The organism is Treponema medium, from assembly GCF_017161265.1.
Taxonomy (GTDB): domain Bacteria; phylum Spirochaetota; class Spirochaetia; order Treponematales; family Treponemataceae; genus Treponema; species Treponema medium.
Map to the genome: position 1 here is coordinate 1,720,772 of NZ_CP031393.1, position 16,251 is coordinate 1,737,022.

The 16,251-nt window shown below is 47.2% G+C and carries 12 protein-coding genes; 10 read left to right on the plus strand and 2 right to left on the minus strand.

From position 1 onward, the window contains the following. Positions 1–215: 215 nt before the first annotated feature. The 9 genes from DWB79_RS07595 (at position 216) to DWB79_RS07635 (ending at position 13,576) form a co-directional block, all read left to right on the plus strand. On the plus strand, positions 216–470 hold the full coding sequence (locus tag DWB79_RS07595; RefSeq protein WP_016523452.1) for a DUF6364 family protein: 255 nt from the start codon (positions 216–218) through the stop codon (positions 468–470). Between the two features lie 114 nt (positions 471–584). Then, positions 585–1,487, plus strand: coding sequence for an N-acetylmuramic acid 6-phosphate etherase (gene murQ / locus DWB79_RS07600; protein WP_016523453.1), 903 nt, complete (start codon positions 585–587; stop codon positions 1,485–1,487). Next, the gene (locus tag DWB79_RS07605) at positions 1,488–2,408 is read left to right on the plus strand and encodes an N-acetylglucosamine kinase (protein ID WP_252722472.1); all 921 of its coding nucleotides are present in this window, start codon (positions 1,488–1,490) and stop codon (positions 2,406–2,408) included. 163 nt (positions 2,409–2,571) lie between these two features. Next, complete coding sequence (locus tag DWB79_RS07610; protein ID WP_016523455.1) at positions 2,572–7,248, plus strand: InlB B-repeat-containing protein; 4,677 nt, start codon at positions 2,572–2,574, stop codon at positions 7,246–7,248. A 454-nt stretch (positions 7,249–7,702) separates the two neighbouring features. Beyond that, a complete protein-coding gene (locus tag DWB79_RS07615) occupies positions 7,703–8,662 on the plus strand; it encodes a uracil-DNA glycosylase (RefSeq protein WP_040859560.1) in 960 nt (319 codons plus the stop codon). Positions 8,663–8,665: 3 nt separating this feature from the next. Further along, on the plus strand, positions 8,666–10,744 hold the full coding sequence (gene priA / locus DWB79_RS07620; protein ID WP_016523457.1) for a replication restart helicase PriA: 2,079 nt from the start codon (positions 8,666–8,668) through the stop codon (positions 10,742–10,744). Between the two features lie 73 nt (positions 10,745–10,817). Beyond that, positions 10,818–11,714: a type I phosphomannose isomerase catalytic subunit gene (locus DWB79_RS07625; RefSeq protein WP_016523458.1), complete on the plus strand. Its 897-nt coding sequence runs from the start codon at positions 10,818–10,820 to the stop codon at positions 11,712–11,714. Positions 11,715–11,955: 241 nt separating this feature from the next. Beyond that, positions 11,956–13,059 (plus strand): endonuclease/exonuclease/phosphatase family protein, encoded by a 1,104-nt coding sequence (locus tag DWB79_RS07630; RefSeq protein ID WP_016523459.1) that lies wholly within the window; start codon positions 11,956–11,958, stop codon positions 13,057–13,059. A gap of 151 nt (positions 13,060–13,210) precedes the next feature. Beyond that, positions 13,211–13,576, plus strand: a complete 366-nt coding sequence (locus tag DWB79_RS07635; RefSeq protein ID WP_016523460.1) for a VOC family protein — start codon at positions 13,211–13,213, stop codon at positions 13,574–13,576. 279 nt (positions 13,577–13,855) lie between these two features. On the opposite strand, the gene DWB79_RS07640 is transcribed toward DWB79_RS07635, so the two are convergent. Then, on the minus strand, positions 13,856–14,605 hold the full coding sequence (locus tag DWB79_RS07640; protein ID WP_016523461.1) for a HEAT repeat domain-containing protein: 750 nt from the start codon (positions 14,603–14,605) through the stop codon (positions 13,856–13,858). 428 nt (positions 14,606–15,033) lie between these two features. Between DWB79_RS07640 and DWB79_RS07645 the strand changes: the two genes are divergently transcribed. Further along, on the plus strand, positions 15,034–15,360 hold the full coding sequence (locus DWB79_RS07645; protein WP_016523462.1) for a DsrE family protein: 327 nt from the start codon (positions 15,034–15,036) through the stop codon (positions 15,358–15,360). An 18-nt stretch (positions 15,361–15,378) separates the two neighbouring features. On the opposite strand, the gene DWB79_RS07650 is transcribed toward DWB79_RS07645, so the two are convergent. Continuing rightward, on the minus strand, positions 15,379–16,113 hold the full coding sequence (locus DWB79_RS07650; protein WP_051125845.1) for a pseudouridine synthase: 735 nt from the start codon (positions 16,111–16,113) through the stop codon (positions 15,379–15,381). Positions 16,114–16,251 lie beyond the last annotated feature (138 nt).

The following is a 16,251-nucleotide window of genomic DNA, read 5'->3' on the forward strand; positions in this document are numbered from 1 at the left end:
CTCTGCGCGTATTATATTCTGTAGATACGGGAAATGTCAACGTAAAAAATCCAAGTGAAAAATCCAATGTGATATTTTAGTACAAAGGGATACCTCTATTCCGAAGGATGCGAAGCAAATCTTATCGAATTTTTAGAGATGCTCTATAGATATACGAAGTTTTTATATGGACTTACACGTGTTTAGGCGTTATGATTACACGTGTGAGGCGGTATATGTTGGCAAAACTTACATTAACTATAGAGCAATCTGTAATAGAACAAGCAAAGGAATATGCGCAAAAAAAGAATCGGAGCGTTTCTCGAATTGTAGAAAAGTATCTTAAAAATATCGTAAGCTATCATGACATAGGCACTTCTTTTTCTACACTAAAATCATCGATAACCGATAGTATTTCAGGGATGTTTCATGACAATGGAAAATCATACAGCGATATGCTCAGCGAAGCATTACAGGACAAATATGTATGATAAAAAAAGTTTTTATCGATATCGATGTTATCCTTGATGTTGCATTAGCTCGCGACCCATTTTAAGAATTTATCAGAATGTTCCAATAATTAATGGAAAGAGGAGTAGATTATAATGAAAGAAATTCCCGTAACGGAGCAGCGCAATCCTGCTTCATATCAAATCGATACGAAAAGTACGGCAGAAATTTTGACGATTATCAATAACGAAGATAAAAAAGTTCCCGAGGCGGTTTCGCAGGCGATTCCTCAGTTGACGCGGCTGGTCGATTGCGCGGTTGAGGTGTTTCAAAAAGGCGGACGGCTGTTTTACCTTGGTGCGGGAACTTCCGGCCGTTTGGGGGTGTTGGACGCCTCAGAATGTCCGCCCACCTACGGCGTGTCCCCCGATATGGTGCAGGGCTTTATCGCAGGCGGCGATGCCGCGCTCCGCCGTTCCATCGAAGGCGCCGAGGATGATGAAAACCACGGTATCGATCAGCTGCGCGGCGCGGGGTTTTCGGCATCCGATATGTTGGTCGGTATTACCGCCTCCGGTTCCGCCCCTTATGTGCTGGGGGCGCTCCGGTATGCCCGTTCGCTCGGCAGCCCGACCGGTGCAATAAGCTGCAATAAAGATTCACGCACCTTCGAGCTTGCCGATTATCCCATTTATCTGCCGGTCGGGCCGGAAATCGTTACCGGCTCAACTCGGATGAAGTCGGGCACTGCGCAAAAGCTCGCACTGAATATGATTACCACCACCGCGATGATTAGGTTGGGAAAGGTATATAATAACTTTATGATCGATTTGATGCCGGTGAACGCGAAGCTGGTAGAACGGTCGAAGCGGCTGATTAACGAGATTACCGGATGCGGGGAAGCGCGTGCCGCACGGATATTTGAGGATTCCGGACGGAAGATACGGATAGCGGTGATTATGGCCTCGCTTGAGATATCGAAAGAGGAAGCGGAAGCGCTTCTTAAGCAGGGGAACGGCAATATCAACAATGCGCTCGATGTGTATAAACGGCGGTAAATGATGAAGCAATTATTTTTTGGGATCGACGGAGGGGGAACACAGTCTCGGCTCGGTATCTGTGATGAAACCGATCGGCTGATTGCACAGGTAAAGGGCGGTTCTACCAACCGGTATGCGGTAGGGTTTGACGCAGCCTGCGATAATCTTCGCGAGTTGATTCAAAAATTGAAAACTGAAAGCGGCATCGATGTGCAAAACTGCGCTGCAGGCTGCTTTGCCTCCGCCGGTATGAGCACGGAACAAGAGACCGAAGATTTCCGCCGTTTTTTTACCGGCGAGGGAATCCGCTGTCCTTTATACCTCTGCAACGATGCATTGGCAGCGCTCGCAGGCGGTACCGGAATGGCGGAAGGCATTATCGTGGTGAGCGGTACCGGCTCCATTGCCGCCGGATTGGATAAGAACGGTAAAACCGCCCGCGCCGGTGGGCTTGGCCATTTGATTGGAGATGAAGGTTCCGGTTTTAAGATAGGATTAGACGGGATTAAAGCGGCTGCTGCTGCTTTGGAACGGCGCGGAGTGAGCACCATATTGGCGCCAATGCTGTTTGAACATTACGGCGTTAACACCATACGGGAATTGTTTCCCTTTTTATACACAAATTTTAATAAATCGCGGGTAGCCTCTTTTTCGCCCTGCGTATTTCAGGCAGCACAGCAATCGGATGCAGTTGCAGCACGTATTCTGGAAACTGCCGCTCAAGACCTGTCGCTTCTTGCCCGCAGCGTATACGGCGCCCTCTTCGACGGAGCAGAGGCGGAATTGGTATTCTCCGGCGGCATTTTGGAACATCAAGCCTTTTTTGCAAAACTGACCGCCGCATATATCTGCGATGCTTTGCCGCAGGTGCGGATTATCCGCCGCCGTTTTGAACCGGTCGTCGGTGCGTGTATTCTTGCTCGGCTTGGCAGGCAGTAAATTTTGAGAAACAAATACATCAGGTAGAGTAGGTAAAAATCTCAGAATAACGAAGGATGAGGCTTTTGACACTGACAATTTTGTGCTTTCTTTTTTGAGTAATATGAGTTAAAATAGAAAAATACTGCTTTTGCAGAAGCTTTCGATTCTGCCGGAGTTTTAAATGAAAAAAATTGTACAGACGGTTATTCTCTCAGTTTTAGCTTTTTGTTTTTTCATTGCCTGTAAGAACTATACAGCAGATATCGATGATGATTTAAGCTATTGGTCAACCGAGGCATCTATCGCAGGTTATGCGTTTGATACGGTAACTCAAACCGATGCTGAAGGTATGCAATGCGTTCCCTCTAAGGCAGCCGTAACGGTTACGTTTACCCTGCGCAATCCTAAAAACTTTCATTTTAGAATGCCGGGAGATTCCGATGCTCCTGCCGATATTATTACCTTTCCGCAAACTCAAAATACATCCGATAAAAGAGCTGCCGCACCGCAATCCGGCAATGATTATGAGTTCAAAAAAATTTCAAATACCAAGCTGACGCTTACCTATAACCCTGCCTTTTTACAAAAGTATGAATGGGGAAGCGAAGCGATAACTCCGGCTATTACTCTGTATACCACAGACGGTAGAGCATTTAAACAAACCGTCCCGTTTGGACTTACGGTAAATACCCCGCCTCCGGCTATTGATAAATGTGTTATTGCACAGACAAAAACCGCTTCATCTTCCGAAACTTCTTATTATGTTCTGTGCTTGCAACTGTCGGATGGCGATATGAAAGAACGGTGCAGCAATGGACTTTTGCATGAGGATATTGTCGGCATTGAAATAGCTGGGATACCGTATAGCCTTTCGGTTGATAACGTACAGAAACAGCTGAAAGCACAAAATGGCAGCTATTTTATCGATAAAGGTAAAGTAAAAAAATTAGCACCCCCTGATGCGGAAAATATTCCTTCCGATTGGACGCTGTATTTTAAAACCGATGTTAAAGTAATGCCCGGCAGTGCAAAAAAAGACTATACGATTAGATTAAAGGACGCAAAAGGACTGTATTCAAAATCGGTTACGGCAAGGACTCAGTTAAATGCCCCACAACAGGCGCAGGCTGCTGTCATTACGGGAACAAAGATAGATTCTCTTTCGGGGGACGGAACTGCGCAGAATCAGGCGATTGTCGTAAAAGCTGCCGCTTTAGCGCCGGAAGCTCAAATTAAGCTTAGCGTTCCGGATGAAGACATAACTATCCATTATACATTGACAGAGGTAGGACACGTGCCTACACCTGAGCAGACGGGAACATCTCCCGTTATCGTAGATATGCCATTAGACGGAGTAGGCGAAAAACACTATGTATTAACCTATCATACAGCCGGAGTAGGATTTAAACCGAGCGCTTCTACAACAGTGTACTATAAAGTCTTAAAGGAACACACGGTAACCTTCGATTCTAAAGGCGGAAGCGAGGTACCTTCCCAAAAGATACTCTATGGTTCTAAAATTTCGCCTGAACCTGCCGCACCGACTGCACCGTCAGGGTATACTTTCCGAAATTGGTGCATAGACGAAGCGTGTACAACTGCATGGGATTTCGCTTCCGGTACGGTAACATCCGACATTACCCTCTATGCAAAATGGGATCCGGTGGGGGGCGTATCGTATACGGTACAGCACTATCAGCAAAATATTGATGATGATAATTATCCTACCGCTTCCAGTGCTACTCAAACATTGAACGGTACTGCAGGGACACTCACAACGGCTACGGCGAATGCCTATGCCGGTTTTGAGCCGCTCCCCATTGAACAGAAAACGATTACCGGGGACGGCAGTACGGTCGTTGAAGTCAAATATAAGAGGAAGCGCATTACCGTAACCTTTAAGCTCGCGGGCGGAAATATCGGCAGTACTACGGATGATGTTCCGAGAGAAGGTAAATTCGGCGCAACGTTTACCGTGCCTACTAATCCTACCAAAGATGGTTATACCTTTAACGGCTGGAATCCTCCATTGCCTTCACCGCTCGTATTCCCTGCAGCAAATGCGACATACACTGCGCAGTGGCAAGAGATTCCCAAGCCGGGTATGCATATAAAGGAAGGTATCTCCGCAGAAGAAAAATCTTACGGAGACAGCGGTACGGACGACCTTGTACCTGATGCGGGGCAGTATACGAATGCAACCCCGCTGATTATCTATAAAGAGAGCGGTCAGGCAAAGCTTTCGATTACCGGTTCCAGCGGTACAACAGCATACTATCGGATTGATGCGGAAAGTGAGACTGAGAAAACTGAAATAAGTCTTCCTGCCGATGGAAGTGCTCATAAGCTCACCGTTTGGGCAAAAAAAGGCGCCGATGACAGTATTAAAACGGTACTGCATGTCCAAGTTAAAGATGCACTTACAACATATAAGGAACTGAAAAATGTTGTAAAGCATGCCGATGACGGCGCTGTTATTAATATTGGAAATGAGCTTAACTGTACCGAAGAATCGAGCGAAATTGAAATAAATAAAACTCTTACCGTACAACGCAAAGCTATAATCAGCGCTCCGCCTCGATACATCATAGATGCAAACGAAAAAGGGAGATTCTTCAAGGTTGCCTCAGAAGGACAGTTAACGCTGAAGGATCTTACGCTAAAAAACGGTAAGATGAGCGGAAGTATCACGACCGGAATAGGCGGAGGAATACAGGTATTAAGCGGCGGTACGTGTCAACTAACGAACTGCATTATCACAGAGTGCAAGGCTGTAAACGGCGGCGCTTTGATAGTAGCGGGAATGTGTACCCTTACGGATTCCATTGTCGAAAATAATAGTTTTCTTGTAGGCGGAAGCGCTGCTGCTGCAAACGTTATGGCTGCCGGGACGCTCGTTTTAGAAGGAAATACCGTTATCAAGGACAATAAAACAGCGGACGGTAATCCCGATGCTATGGCTGTAGTGATAACGGGAGGTATAACTCTTAAAGATTCTGCACAAGTAAAAGCCGTAAATAATATTCACTTATCGGTAGAAACGGCTTATATAACCGTCGATGAAAATCTCGCAGCCTCTCCAACGGCAGCCGGGGTATCGATGCCGTCTTTTTCTGCAGGAAGAAAAGTACTTGCCGGCACTCTCACTCCCGACAATATAGGCAAATTTACGCTTGTGGGATTTTATGCCGAACAATGGAAGATAAATGCTTCCGGCGCGCTTGAGGCAGTTGGCGGTCAGAGTCAGGTAGTAAACACGTGGGAAGCCTTACGAACCGCAGTTCAAGACGCTTCCGACGGCGCCGTTATCGAAATAGCAAATGAGCTTATGTATGACATATCTGATGCAGTTGGCAAGGAATCTATAATAAAGGTAACAAAAGATATCACTATAAAATCAACCGAGGGCAATAAGTATACTTTGAATGCAAATGGTAAGGGAGCTGATAATAGTCAATCCAATGTTAAGAGTACCGGTATTTTTGAGGTGAATGATGGTAAGACCCTAACGCTTGAAAACGTAATCTTAACCAAGACCGAAAAATATGCCGTCTATGTTGCGGAGAATGGTTCCCTTAAAATGAAGAATGTAACGATTAAGGACTGTAAGACTGAAGATAATGCAGCAGGTATTTACTTTAATAAAGGCAAAGATTTAATACTCGAAAACTGTAGAATAGAAAAGTGCAAAGGAAAGGGCAGCCAGTCGTCCGGCGGTATTGATATTCAAGCGCCGAAAGAAACGGTGAGCATAAAAGATACGCCTATTGAAAACTGTGAAGCAGAAGCTAACGGGGGAGGTATCAATCTCTATAACAATAATAGCGTCCAATGTAAGTTGGAAAATGTAACTGTTAATAACTGTAGTGCACTGAGAGGAGGAGGTCTACACGTTAAAGCGGGAATGCTTACCATAACGGGAGGTTCTTTTACAAAGAATTCAGCGAGCGGTGTAATTGCGAACGGCGGGGGTGGAGCTATCTATAGCGAAGGCACTGAAATTACTATAACAGAATGTACCATCGGCGACGACGATACAAGCAAAGGGAACTATGCGGTACAGGGTGGTGGTATATTCGTCAATTCGGAGGCTAAATGTATCTTAAAAGCAGGTACAAAAATCAGCGGTAACACTGCTATGCAGATGGGAGCAGACGACGGTAACGGCGGCGGTATTTTTGTGAATAGAGCTTCATCCGGCACTGCGGCTGGTATATTAACGATTGAAGGGACTGAAACGAAACATGTTATCATCTCCGGGAATACGGCTGACTACGGCGGGGGGCTCTACAATTTTGGCAAGGTAACCATTAAAAATGCAAAGATTGAAAAAAACGAAGTACCGCACCACGGTGGGGGAATGGTTAATGCGGGGACTTGTACGATGGATAGTGTTAAGCTAGAGAATAATAAAGCCGGAAGTGAAGGCGGCGGTATTTATAGCTCTAAAGTGCTTACGCTTAAAGATACTACCGTTACCGGCAATGAGGCAACAATGAGCGGAGGGGCTATACAGATCGCAACCGCCGATTCGGTCTTCAATATGTCGGGTTCTACGGTTATTACGGTTGAACCAAGCGGCGGACCCGGTAAACCAAGCAAGAATGACATATATTTGACGAATACTGCCTTTATCACGCTGACCGGTGCACTAACCGCTGCGGAAAAGATTGCACGTATTACGTTAAACAGTTCGGGAGGTTATCAGGAGAATCGAGTAGTAGTCAAAGGCGGAGACGGGTTTACCGATAGTCTATCAGACTATAAAAATAAATTTACGATAACGGATAAAATAAGTGCTCCGAAAAAATGGAAACTTATTTATCAAAGTAAGGCGTTAAAGCTTAAGCAGAACTAAATTTTCTCTCCGCTTCTGTACGGTTTTTCTTTGCATTTTCTTGCAATTCCGTGTATAGTATCCGAGCAAGCGTATCAGACTATTCTTGTGTCCCCCGCAAAATAAAAAAGGTTGTTCAACCAGAATTTCGCCGCTGCACGGCTCAAATGGTCGCCCAACCTCTCTTATTTTGCGGCATTTGATGTATTCTGCTGATACGCTTGCTCTTCTTCTAAAATAAACTGTGCGAAATTTTGTTTCTCGAAAATGCAACAGTTGAACGAAATATGAATTTTAGAAACTGTTGCATTGGTGCGCGGTAAGCGCACAAGTCAATATGCAAGTTTTCGAAAGAAAACTTGACGGTTAAGGTGAGCGACGTCATTTTAGACGCTCACCTTATACCTACGAAATTTCGCACAACAAAAGGAAGGCAACCGCTTAAAATATTGATAATGCGGTTGCCATGGTGAGTATGGAAACGGAAGCGTGTGAAATATTATATCGGTTTTTTAGAACCGCATCTGAATATATTGAAGGGTACCGCAGCGATGCGCCGTATCCCGAATCGTTTGCATTTGTTGGAGATTCAACAGCTGCAGCTGTGACAACGAGCGCTGCGGCGACCGGCTCTGCGGTAAATGATGACTTTGCCGCAAGTACCGCTTCTGCTGCGGCGTATCCGGCAGGTACCGGCAATGAACAAAGCGGTATCGGCAAAGCGGCATTTACCGGTCTTGTCGGAAACAGCGGTTTTGCAGCTGATGGTAGCCTTGCGGCTCCGATTGCCGGCTCTGCTTCCGGCGGAATGTATACGGAGGCGGTAGGCGGTAGCGGCGGAGCGCTGTTTCGGTCAATGCAGGAGATTTACGCTGCGGTTGCGCAGTGTTCCGCCTGTGTGTTGGGACAAACCCGTACTCATCCGGTGGCGGGAGAAGGCCCCGAAGAGCTTTCCCGCTTGACCAACTCCGTTGAGGTGATGGTAATCGGCGAGGGGCCGGGCGCGGACGAAGACCGGCAGGGCAGACCCTTTGTCGGCAGGGCGGGGCAGCTCCTCGACAAGATGCTGGAGGCTATTCAGCTTTCGCGCAAGACCAACTGCTATATCACCAATGTGGTTAAATGCCGCCCGCCTCAGAACCGCGACCCCGCGCCGGAGGAACGGAGCTGCTGCGCCGCATTTTTGGACGCGCAAATACGGCTGCTCCGCCCTAAGATGATTCTGGTGATGGGACGCATTGCTGCGCAACATTTGCTGCAAACCTCCGACGGTATCGGAAAACTGCGGGGGCGTTTTTTCGACTATCAGGGGATACCGCTGATGCCGACCTATCATCCGAGTGCGCTGCTTCGGGACGAAAGCCTCAAACGCCCCGCATGGGAAGACCTCAAGCGGTTCCGCGCCCGTCTGCACGAACTTCAGGCGCAGGGCTAATCTATGGCGCAGTGGCTTGAGCTTGTCTTTAAACTTCCTTTATATCAATCGTTTTTTTACCGGAATGCCGTCGCAGTACCGAAACGTTCGGCTAAAGCAGCGGCGGTAGAGAGTACGGGTACTTCCATTCCGATGGATTGTGCCGCTGGTGCTGCAGACGGGGAAGAATCCTTAGCCGGCAGACGGGCGGCGGTTCGATTCGGCTCGCGCAAGCTCATCGGCTTTATCGTTGCGGAATATGAAACGCTGCCTAAGAGCTGTCCTTTTGCGGAAGCCGACATAAAGCCGATCGACCGCATCATCGATGCGGAACCGCTTTTCACCGATGAACAGGCGGCGCTCGCCCGTTGGATGTCCCGCTTTTATATCTGCGCCGAGGGGATTGCGCTTTCCGCAATGCTGCCCTCCGGCAAACGAGAAGCGGGAGAGCTGAATACCGACGGAATCGAATTCGCCGGAACCGATTTTTCCGCTTCGGCGCTTACGCTTTCGGAAGAACAACGTTCTGCCGTAGAAGCGATTTCCGGCTGCACCGGCGGCGAGTTCTTCTATGTGTACGGCATCACCGGTTCCGGTAAAACCGAGGTCTTTTTGCAGGCCGCCTCGCGTGCGCTTGTTGCCGGAAAATCGGTTATCTATCTGGTTCCCGAAATCACGCTGAGCCATCAGGTTGCGGAAACCGTCAAAAAGCGTTTCGGCGACCGCTGCGCGGTGCTCCATTCAGGGCTGACCGGCAGCAAGCGGCTTGCGGAATGGCGGCGTATTGCGCGGGGCGAGGCGCGGATTGTCGTCGGAGTACGCAGTGCTATATTCGCTCCCGTCCGCGATTTAGGACTCATCATCATCGACGAGGAACACGACGGTTCGTATAAGTCGGGCTTTGCGCCCCGCTACCACGCGCGGCAGGTTGCGATGTACCTCTGCAAAAAACACGGCTGTCCGCTGGTGATGGGTTCGGCAACGCCGTCGGTAGAGGCTTGGCATTTGATGAAAACCGGCGCAATCCGTACTCTGCGGTTGAGCGAGCGGCTTTCAGGCGGGGCGCTACCGCATATCCGTATCGAATCGCTGTTGCATACGGCCGGAGCGTTAAGCACTGCGCTGATCGATGAAATGCGCCGTACTAAAACCCAAGGGAAACAGACCATTCTCTTTTTGAACCGCCGCGGCTTCTCTCATTTCTTTAAGTGTAAAAACTGCGGACACGAGCTCTTGTGTAAAAACTGTTCGGTGCCGCTCACCTTTCATAAAAGCGAGGGGTTGATGAAGTGCCACTACTGCGGATGGACGGCAAAGCCGCCGAGTGCCTGCCCCGAATGCGGTTCCATCGAGGCGGGCTATACGAGCATCGGCACGGAATATATTGAAGAACAGGTGCGGAAAACCTTTCCCGATTGCACCGTTCAGCGTATCGATACCGATGTGCTGCAAAAAAACAAGCAGGCAGTTCACATCTTAAATAACTTTCGGGACGGCGCCGTCGATATTTTGCTCGGCACGCAGATGATTGCCAAAGGCTTAAACTTTCCCGGTGTGCGGCTGGTCGGAATTGCGCTTGCCGACACCGGCTTGCAGATGCCCGATTTTAGAGCCGCCGAGCGCACCTTTTCGCTCATCATGCAGGTAGCGGGCAGGGCGGGGCGGTATGTTCCGGACGGGGAAGTTATCATTCAAACCTATAATCCCTATCATCCTGCAATTGTCTGTGCGCAGCACAATGATGTGGAAGGTTTTTATACACAGGAACTAAAGCAGCGTCAGGCATTGGAATTTCCGCCCTTTGCCCGCCTTATCCGGCTGGTGTTCCGCAGTAAAGATCAACACAAAGCGGAAGAAGCCGCTTTCGGCGCACGGGAGCTTTTACCCCAGCTGTTTCCGCCGGATGGTGCGGAAGGCATAGAAATACTCGGCCCGTCCGACTGTATGCTTTCGCTCGTGGGGGGGAATCACCGGATGCAGTTGCTGTTGCGCGCCGAAACGCTCGCACCGATGCAAAAAGCCGTGTACCGGTTTATCACCGAATACAAAGCGGCTGTGGGTGTATATATCGAAACGGATGTCGATCCGGTCAGTTTATTGTGAGGTGGGAACCTCTAAAACCTCAGGCATAGTTTTTAGAAATTCCCATGTACGATATGCAGTTGAGAGGTATGATATGCAGCAGCGTATAACGATGTTTAAAACACAGCCTTTTGTTTCCGAAAAGGTCTGGGGATATGAGCGGTGGATTGTTTCCGTTCATCCGGCGGGGCAGTCTCTCGTAGATGATACAACGCCGCAGATTGGCGGAACACCGCTTGACGCTATCGCCGGCGCTTCATATCCGCTTTTGATTAAAATCATTCAGGCGAACGAAACGCTTTCGGTGCAGGTGCATCCCGACGATGACTATGCGCGCCTTCATGAACACAGCGCCGGTAAAACCGAATGCTGGTATGTACTCGATGCGGTACCCAACGCAAAGATTATTTACGGATTGCAGAAGGATTACTCCCGCAACGAGCTGGAAACGGCTATTCGAAATAATACGCTCGAATGCTGTCTCCGCTCCGTTCCCGTCTCGAAGGGGGACTTTATCTTTATCCCTGCCGGAACCGTCCATGCGATACAGGGCGGCTTGCGGCTTTTAGAGGTGCAGCAGTCAAGCGATATAACCTACCGGCTCTATGACTGGGGGCGACCCCGTGAGGTGCATATACAAAAGGGACTTGATGTATTGCGGTATCTGCCTAAGTCTACACTGACGCCGGAACATCCTTTTAGCGGAAAATCAGTGTGTCCGTATTTCAGGCTTGAAAAAAAAGATTTTTCCGTTGCGGGGACTATTTCGTTTTCGGCATTTGATACCCCTGCTGCAAAAACGGGATGGTGCAGCCTCTTTATCATCGCCGGAAGCGGTACACTTGAAATTGCGGGAAACGACATACTTAAAACTGCCGGAGAGCCATCCTTGCAGGTAAAGGCTGAGGACTGTATCATGGTTCGGCGTGATGCTGCCGTTTCGGTACTTCCAAATCAAGGTTCGCCACTTTCGATTATGCTGATGGGATAGGGTGATCAAAAAGATTCATCGTATAGCCGGCACGGAATCTCATCTTGTATCAGGGTAACCGCATTAAAAATATTTTCCGCGGGGTTACTAAAAAAACGGCCTGATGCGTTTACCCCGATAAAACAATGTTGACAGAATGGATATCAAAGTTGATAATCACTGTTAAGAAAAAAAATAATGGAAGTTAGCCGGCTAATCGATATTTATAAAAACCGGCAGCTTCATGTAAAGGATGGTCTGGATGAAGACGTTTTTGGTACGAAATATTCTTTTGGCATTAAAGGTGATCGGTGGAATTGCCGTTGTTGCCGCTCTATCGTTTGGAATTCTTTTAATAGTTATTACAATAACAGAGTATCGTCCTGAAGCTCAAGAATCTGCCGAGGTTATAGGAGAAACTGCTCTTACAGAAGAAACTGTTGCGCTTGGAAAGCCGATCGATATTATCAGTTGGAATATCGGATATTGCGGACTTGGAGCTGGGCAGGATTTCTTTATGGATGGCGGCACTATGGTACGCCCTTCAGACAAAAAAGAGGTGGAAGAAAACCTTGCAGGAGTTATCGAGACGCTGAAACGGTATCCTTCCGATTTTTACTTTATTCAAGAAATGGATAAGTCGTCAAAGCGTTCCTATTACATCGATCAAACGGCAGCGCTTGCCGAGGCGCTTGGAACCGCGCTTACCTATACCTATAATTTTAAGGCGTCGTATGTACCGTATCCGATTCCCACAATTGGGAAAGTAGCGAGCGGAGTTGGTCTTTTTACGCGGTATCCTTTTACGGATGCCTATCGTTTTGCGTTGCCGGTACCGTTCAAGTGGCCGGTCAGGACGGTTAATTTAAAGCGCTGTATGCTGATAACCCGCTTCCCGCTCGTATCGGGTAGAGAGTTGGTAACTGCCGTGCTGCATCTGGAAGCTTATGATGAAGGAGAAGGCAAGATTGCTCAGACAAAGGCTGTAGCCGATTTTATTCGTGCTGAATATGAAGCGGGCAATTATGTTATAGCAGGTGGTGATTTTAACCAAACTTTCCCGGGCTCACGGTCTCATTATCCCCTCTATGATAATTTTTGGGCGCCCGGTATAATGGATGCAGGCTTACTTCCTGAAGGTTGGCACTTTGCCGTCGATGACAGGGTTCCTTCCTGCCGCCTTAACAAAGCGCCGTATACGTCTGCGCTTACCGACGAAAATATCCGCAAAAAATGGCCGTACTATGTTATTGACGGCTTTATCGTTTCTCCGAATATTTCTGTTATATCGGTAGAGACGCTCGATGAATCTTTCCGGTATGCCGACCATAACCCGGTAAAGCTGCGTGTTACGTTGAATCCTTAATAATGCAGAGAGAACGGGGTATGAAAACAAATGAGGCCGCCTCTAATCTTTTCCAAGAATAAAGATCTTCCCTTTTGCAAAATTGTCTATTGTCGGGTATACTGTAAGTATTGCAGATGCGGGAATACCGCTATTTGCCAAGGAGTAAAAGATGCAGATGAATAGCGTGGTTATTAGAACCGACAACATGGAAAAATCATTGCAGTTTTATGAGAAGGTTCTCGGACTCACCTTTGAGTCTATGATGTCTGCTGCCCCGGGTAAGCAGATCGCCTTTTTGTACGATCCTAAGTCGAACGGTCGGTTGGAGTTAATCCATAACGATCGTTCAAAGGTAAAAAAGGAAAACTCTATTTCGTTGACTTTCAGTGTGAACCAGATTGGAGAGACAGAAAAATATCTTCGTTCTAAAGATGTCCGTATTATTATGCAGCCGCGAACGGTAAAGGATGGTAAAAAGATATTAACAGCGGTCGATCCCAATGGAATAGAAATAGATTTTATTGAAGCTAAATAATATAGTAGGTAAACCTCTAAAAACTGATTCACGATCCGCGTTAGCGGATATGATAAATCATTTCCTTACAGAAACAAGCCGATAGGCTTGCAAGTTTTAGAGGTTTTCCTGAGGTTCTGAGGTTCTCATAAAAAAAGCGTTGTAAATATTTTACAACGCTTTTTTTATAGCAAGTTACTATAGGTTGCAGCCGGTTTTAATACCCTTTGTTACGACGCAGAGTGTTGCCGAGGACGGCGGGTATTAAAACCTCCACACAAATAAACAGCCCAATAGGAGTTACTTGTTCTTTTGATCCGTATTGGAGCTAGAACTTGAAATGCTGCGCATTACTTCGTAGGCTCTGGTTCGTACCGGCGTTACGTAGTTATAGTTATTTGCAATGCGCATTACCGTTTCAAACATATCCTTTTTGTTTATAATTGATCCGGACATCTTTTCGAAGGTATTCAGGATTTCAAGCGCGAGAGAACTGGTCGGATTAACCGTATCGAATTTGCGGGCAATCCAGTTAATCATATTGAATACTTCATCATTATCATTTTTTCCGATTTCGCCGAGCGATTTTACTGCGGCTGTGATAACGGAGGGTTCGTTGTCGGTGTACATGACGGTAACCAATGAATCCTTGGCTTTATCAGTTCCCATTTGCCCGAGCAACTCGCATGCGCGGCGTCTTATATCCGGATAATTATTTACTACCCTGCCATCTTCTCTCACAACGGTTGAAAGACCTTCGGTTGCTAACGTACTTAAAGCCACCTGAATTTCTTCCGATTGACGTCCTTGATTTAAGGCATCTTCAATGTACTGTAAGGCAACACGTTTCGAATCGCGCCCTTCAGCGGCAACCATTTCCTTAATCATAACGCCTTCAATTGAATTGAGGTATGCCTGCTCAACGGTAATCATACTGTCGGATTCACTGTTCTTATCGTTTTTCTTTGCAGCGTCTTTATTTTGCGCGCAGATAAACGGAGCGGTAAGCAGTCCTAAAGCCAGTGATAGTATCAATAATTTGTGCCGCATGGTAACGACCCCCTTCCTTTGTTCAAAGTTGGTATTTTACTAGAATACCAACCCATTGTCAGTTATTTTTTTGCAAGTGTCAAGAGGGCGATGATTTTAGATTTTTTAAACTCCAATATATTTGATGGGAACCTCTAAAAACTTCGGTTTTTAGAGGTTTTCCTTAGATTTAATTTGCGATGTTTTTAATAAGTCATTTATATTTATAGACTTATTAAAAACTCGACGGGCACCTCTAAAAATCTAACCGAGTTTTTAGAGGTGCCCTGATAACCGCTGACAATTTTTACACGAAAATTACGGAAATCAGTTTTTGAAAAATGACACGGTTTTTAGCATTTTAATGCTCAGATGCAAAAATTGATTTCCATGTCGTAGTGTAGACCTTTCTTGACAGGTGCATAAGCGCAGGGTATAGTTTTGGCACTATGCACTATAAAGTTTTATTCAGAATAGAAAAGATTCAGTTGATCGCTAAATTGCAAAATAAACTATTCAATTATCGAAATTATTGTAAAGAAACAGGCGATACGGCGGAAATTGAAATCGTGTTTGCCGGAGACGTTGTGCAATATTTTAAGCATCTTGAAAATGATTTTACGGACTGCGGTTGCGATATAGCCCTGTGCCATAATGCCTTAGCGGGGCAGGGGATGGAAGACATACAGTATAAAAATATCAGAACCGTACGTGCCGGAATCGGAGAAATCATCAAACGGAAAGCAGAAGGCTTTATCGAGTATACGATTGAATAAAAAACTCAGCGCTGTCTATTATTCTGTGTACTTCCGCTTCTCGTTTTTGCTCTCCGCTGCGAGGTCTAGCATCGCCTGCCGCTCTTTTGCGGTAAGGTCGCGAAATTCTCCTGCTTTCAGGGTGCCCAGCTCGAGGTTCCCGATGCGAACCCGCACCAGCCGCTTTATCGTGCAGTTAAAGGAATCCAGCACACGGCGGATTTCTCTATTTTTCCCTTCGACAAGTACAATCCGCAGCTTACGGCGGTTTACGGCAGCGGCTGAACGGCATTTGTAAAAAATGCCGTCAACGCGGATACCGCGTTTAAAGCGGGTGAGCAGCTCCGGCGGAAAGTCCTGCGTGGTTTCGATGACATATTCCTTTTCGATTTGCGCCGACGGGTGTTCTATCTTTGCGGCAAAATCCCCGTCGTTGGTAAAGAGGATTGCCCCGCTTGAAAACATATCGAGCCTGCCGATGTTGTAGAGCCGCTCGCTGTAGGTCTCTTTTAAAAGATCTGCGGCAGTGGGGCGTCCTTTCTCGTCGGAGAGCGTGCAGACAAAGCCCGCCGGTTTGTTCAAAAGTACGTAGCATTTGCGCGCTTCGGGATGCACCGGCTTTCCGTCAAGGAGTACCGTATCTCCGGCGCGTACCTTGCTGCCCATGTCGGTAACAAGCGTTTCGTTTACAGAAACGCGCCCCTCCGCGATAATCTTTTCGCAGGCACGTCGCGACGCAACCCCCGCATGGGCAAGGTACACTTGCAGCCGCATCTCCTGCTTGTCACTTTTTCCGTTATCTTCGGGAGCTGTACCGTTGTTGAAATATTCGGTTCGCTTGCCGTTGTTTTCGTTACCTTCATTATGGGTGCCATTATCGAAAGATTTTATCCGTTTGCTGTCGAAAGCTCG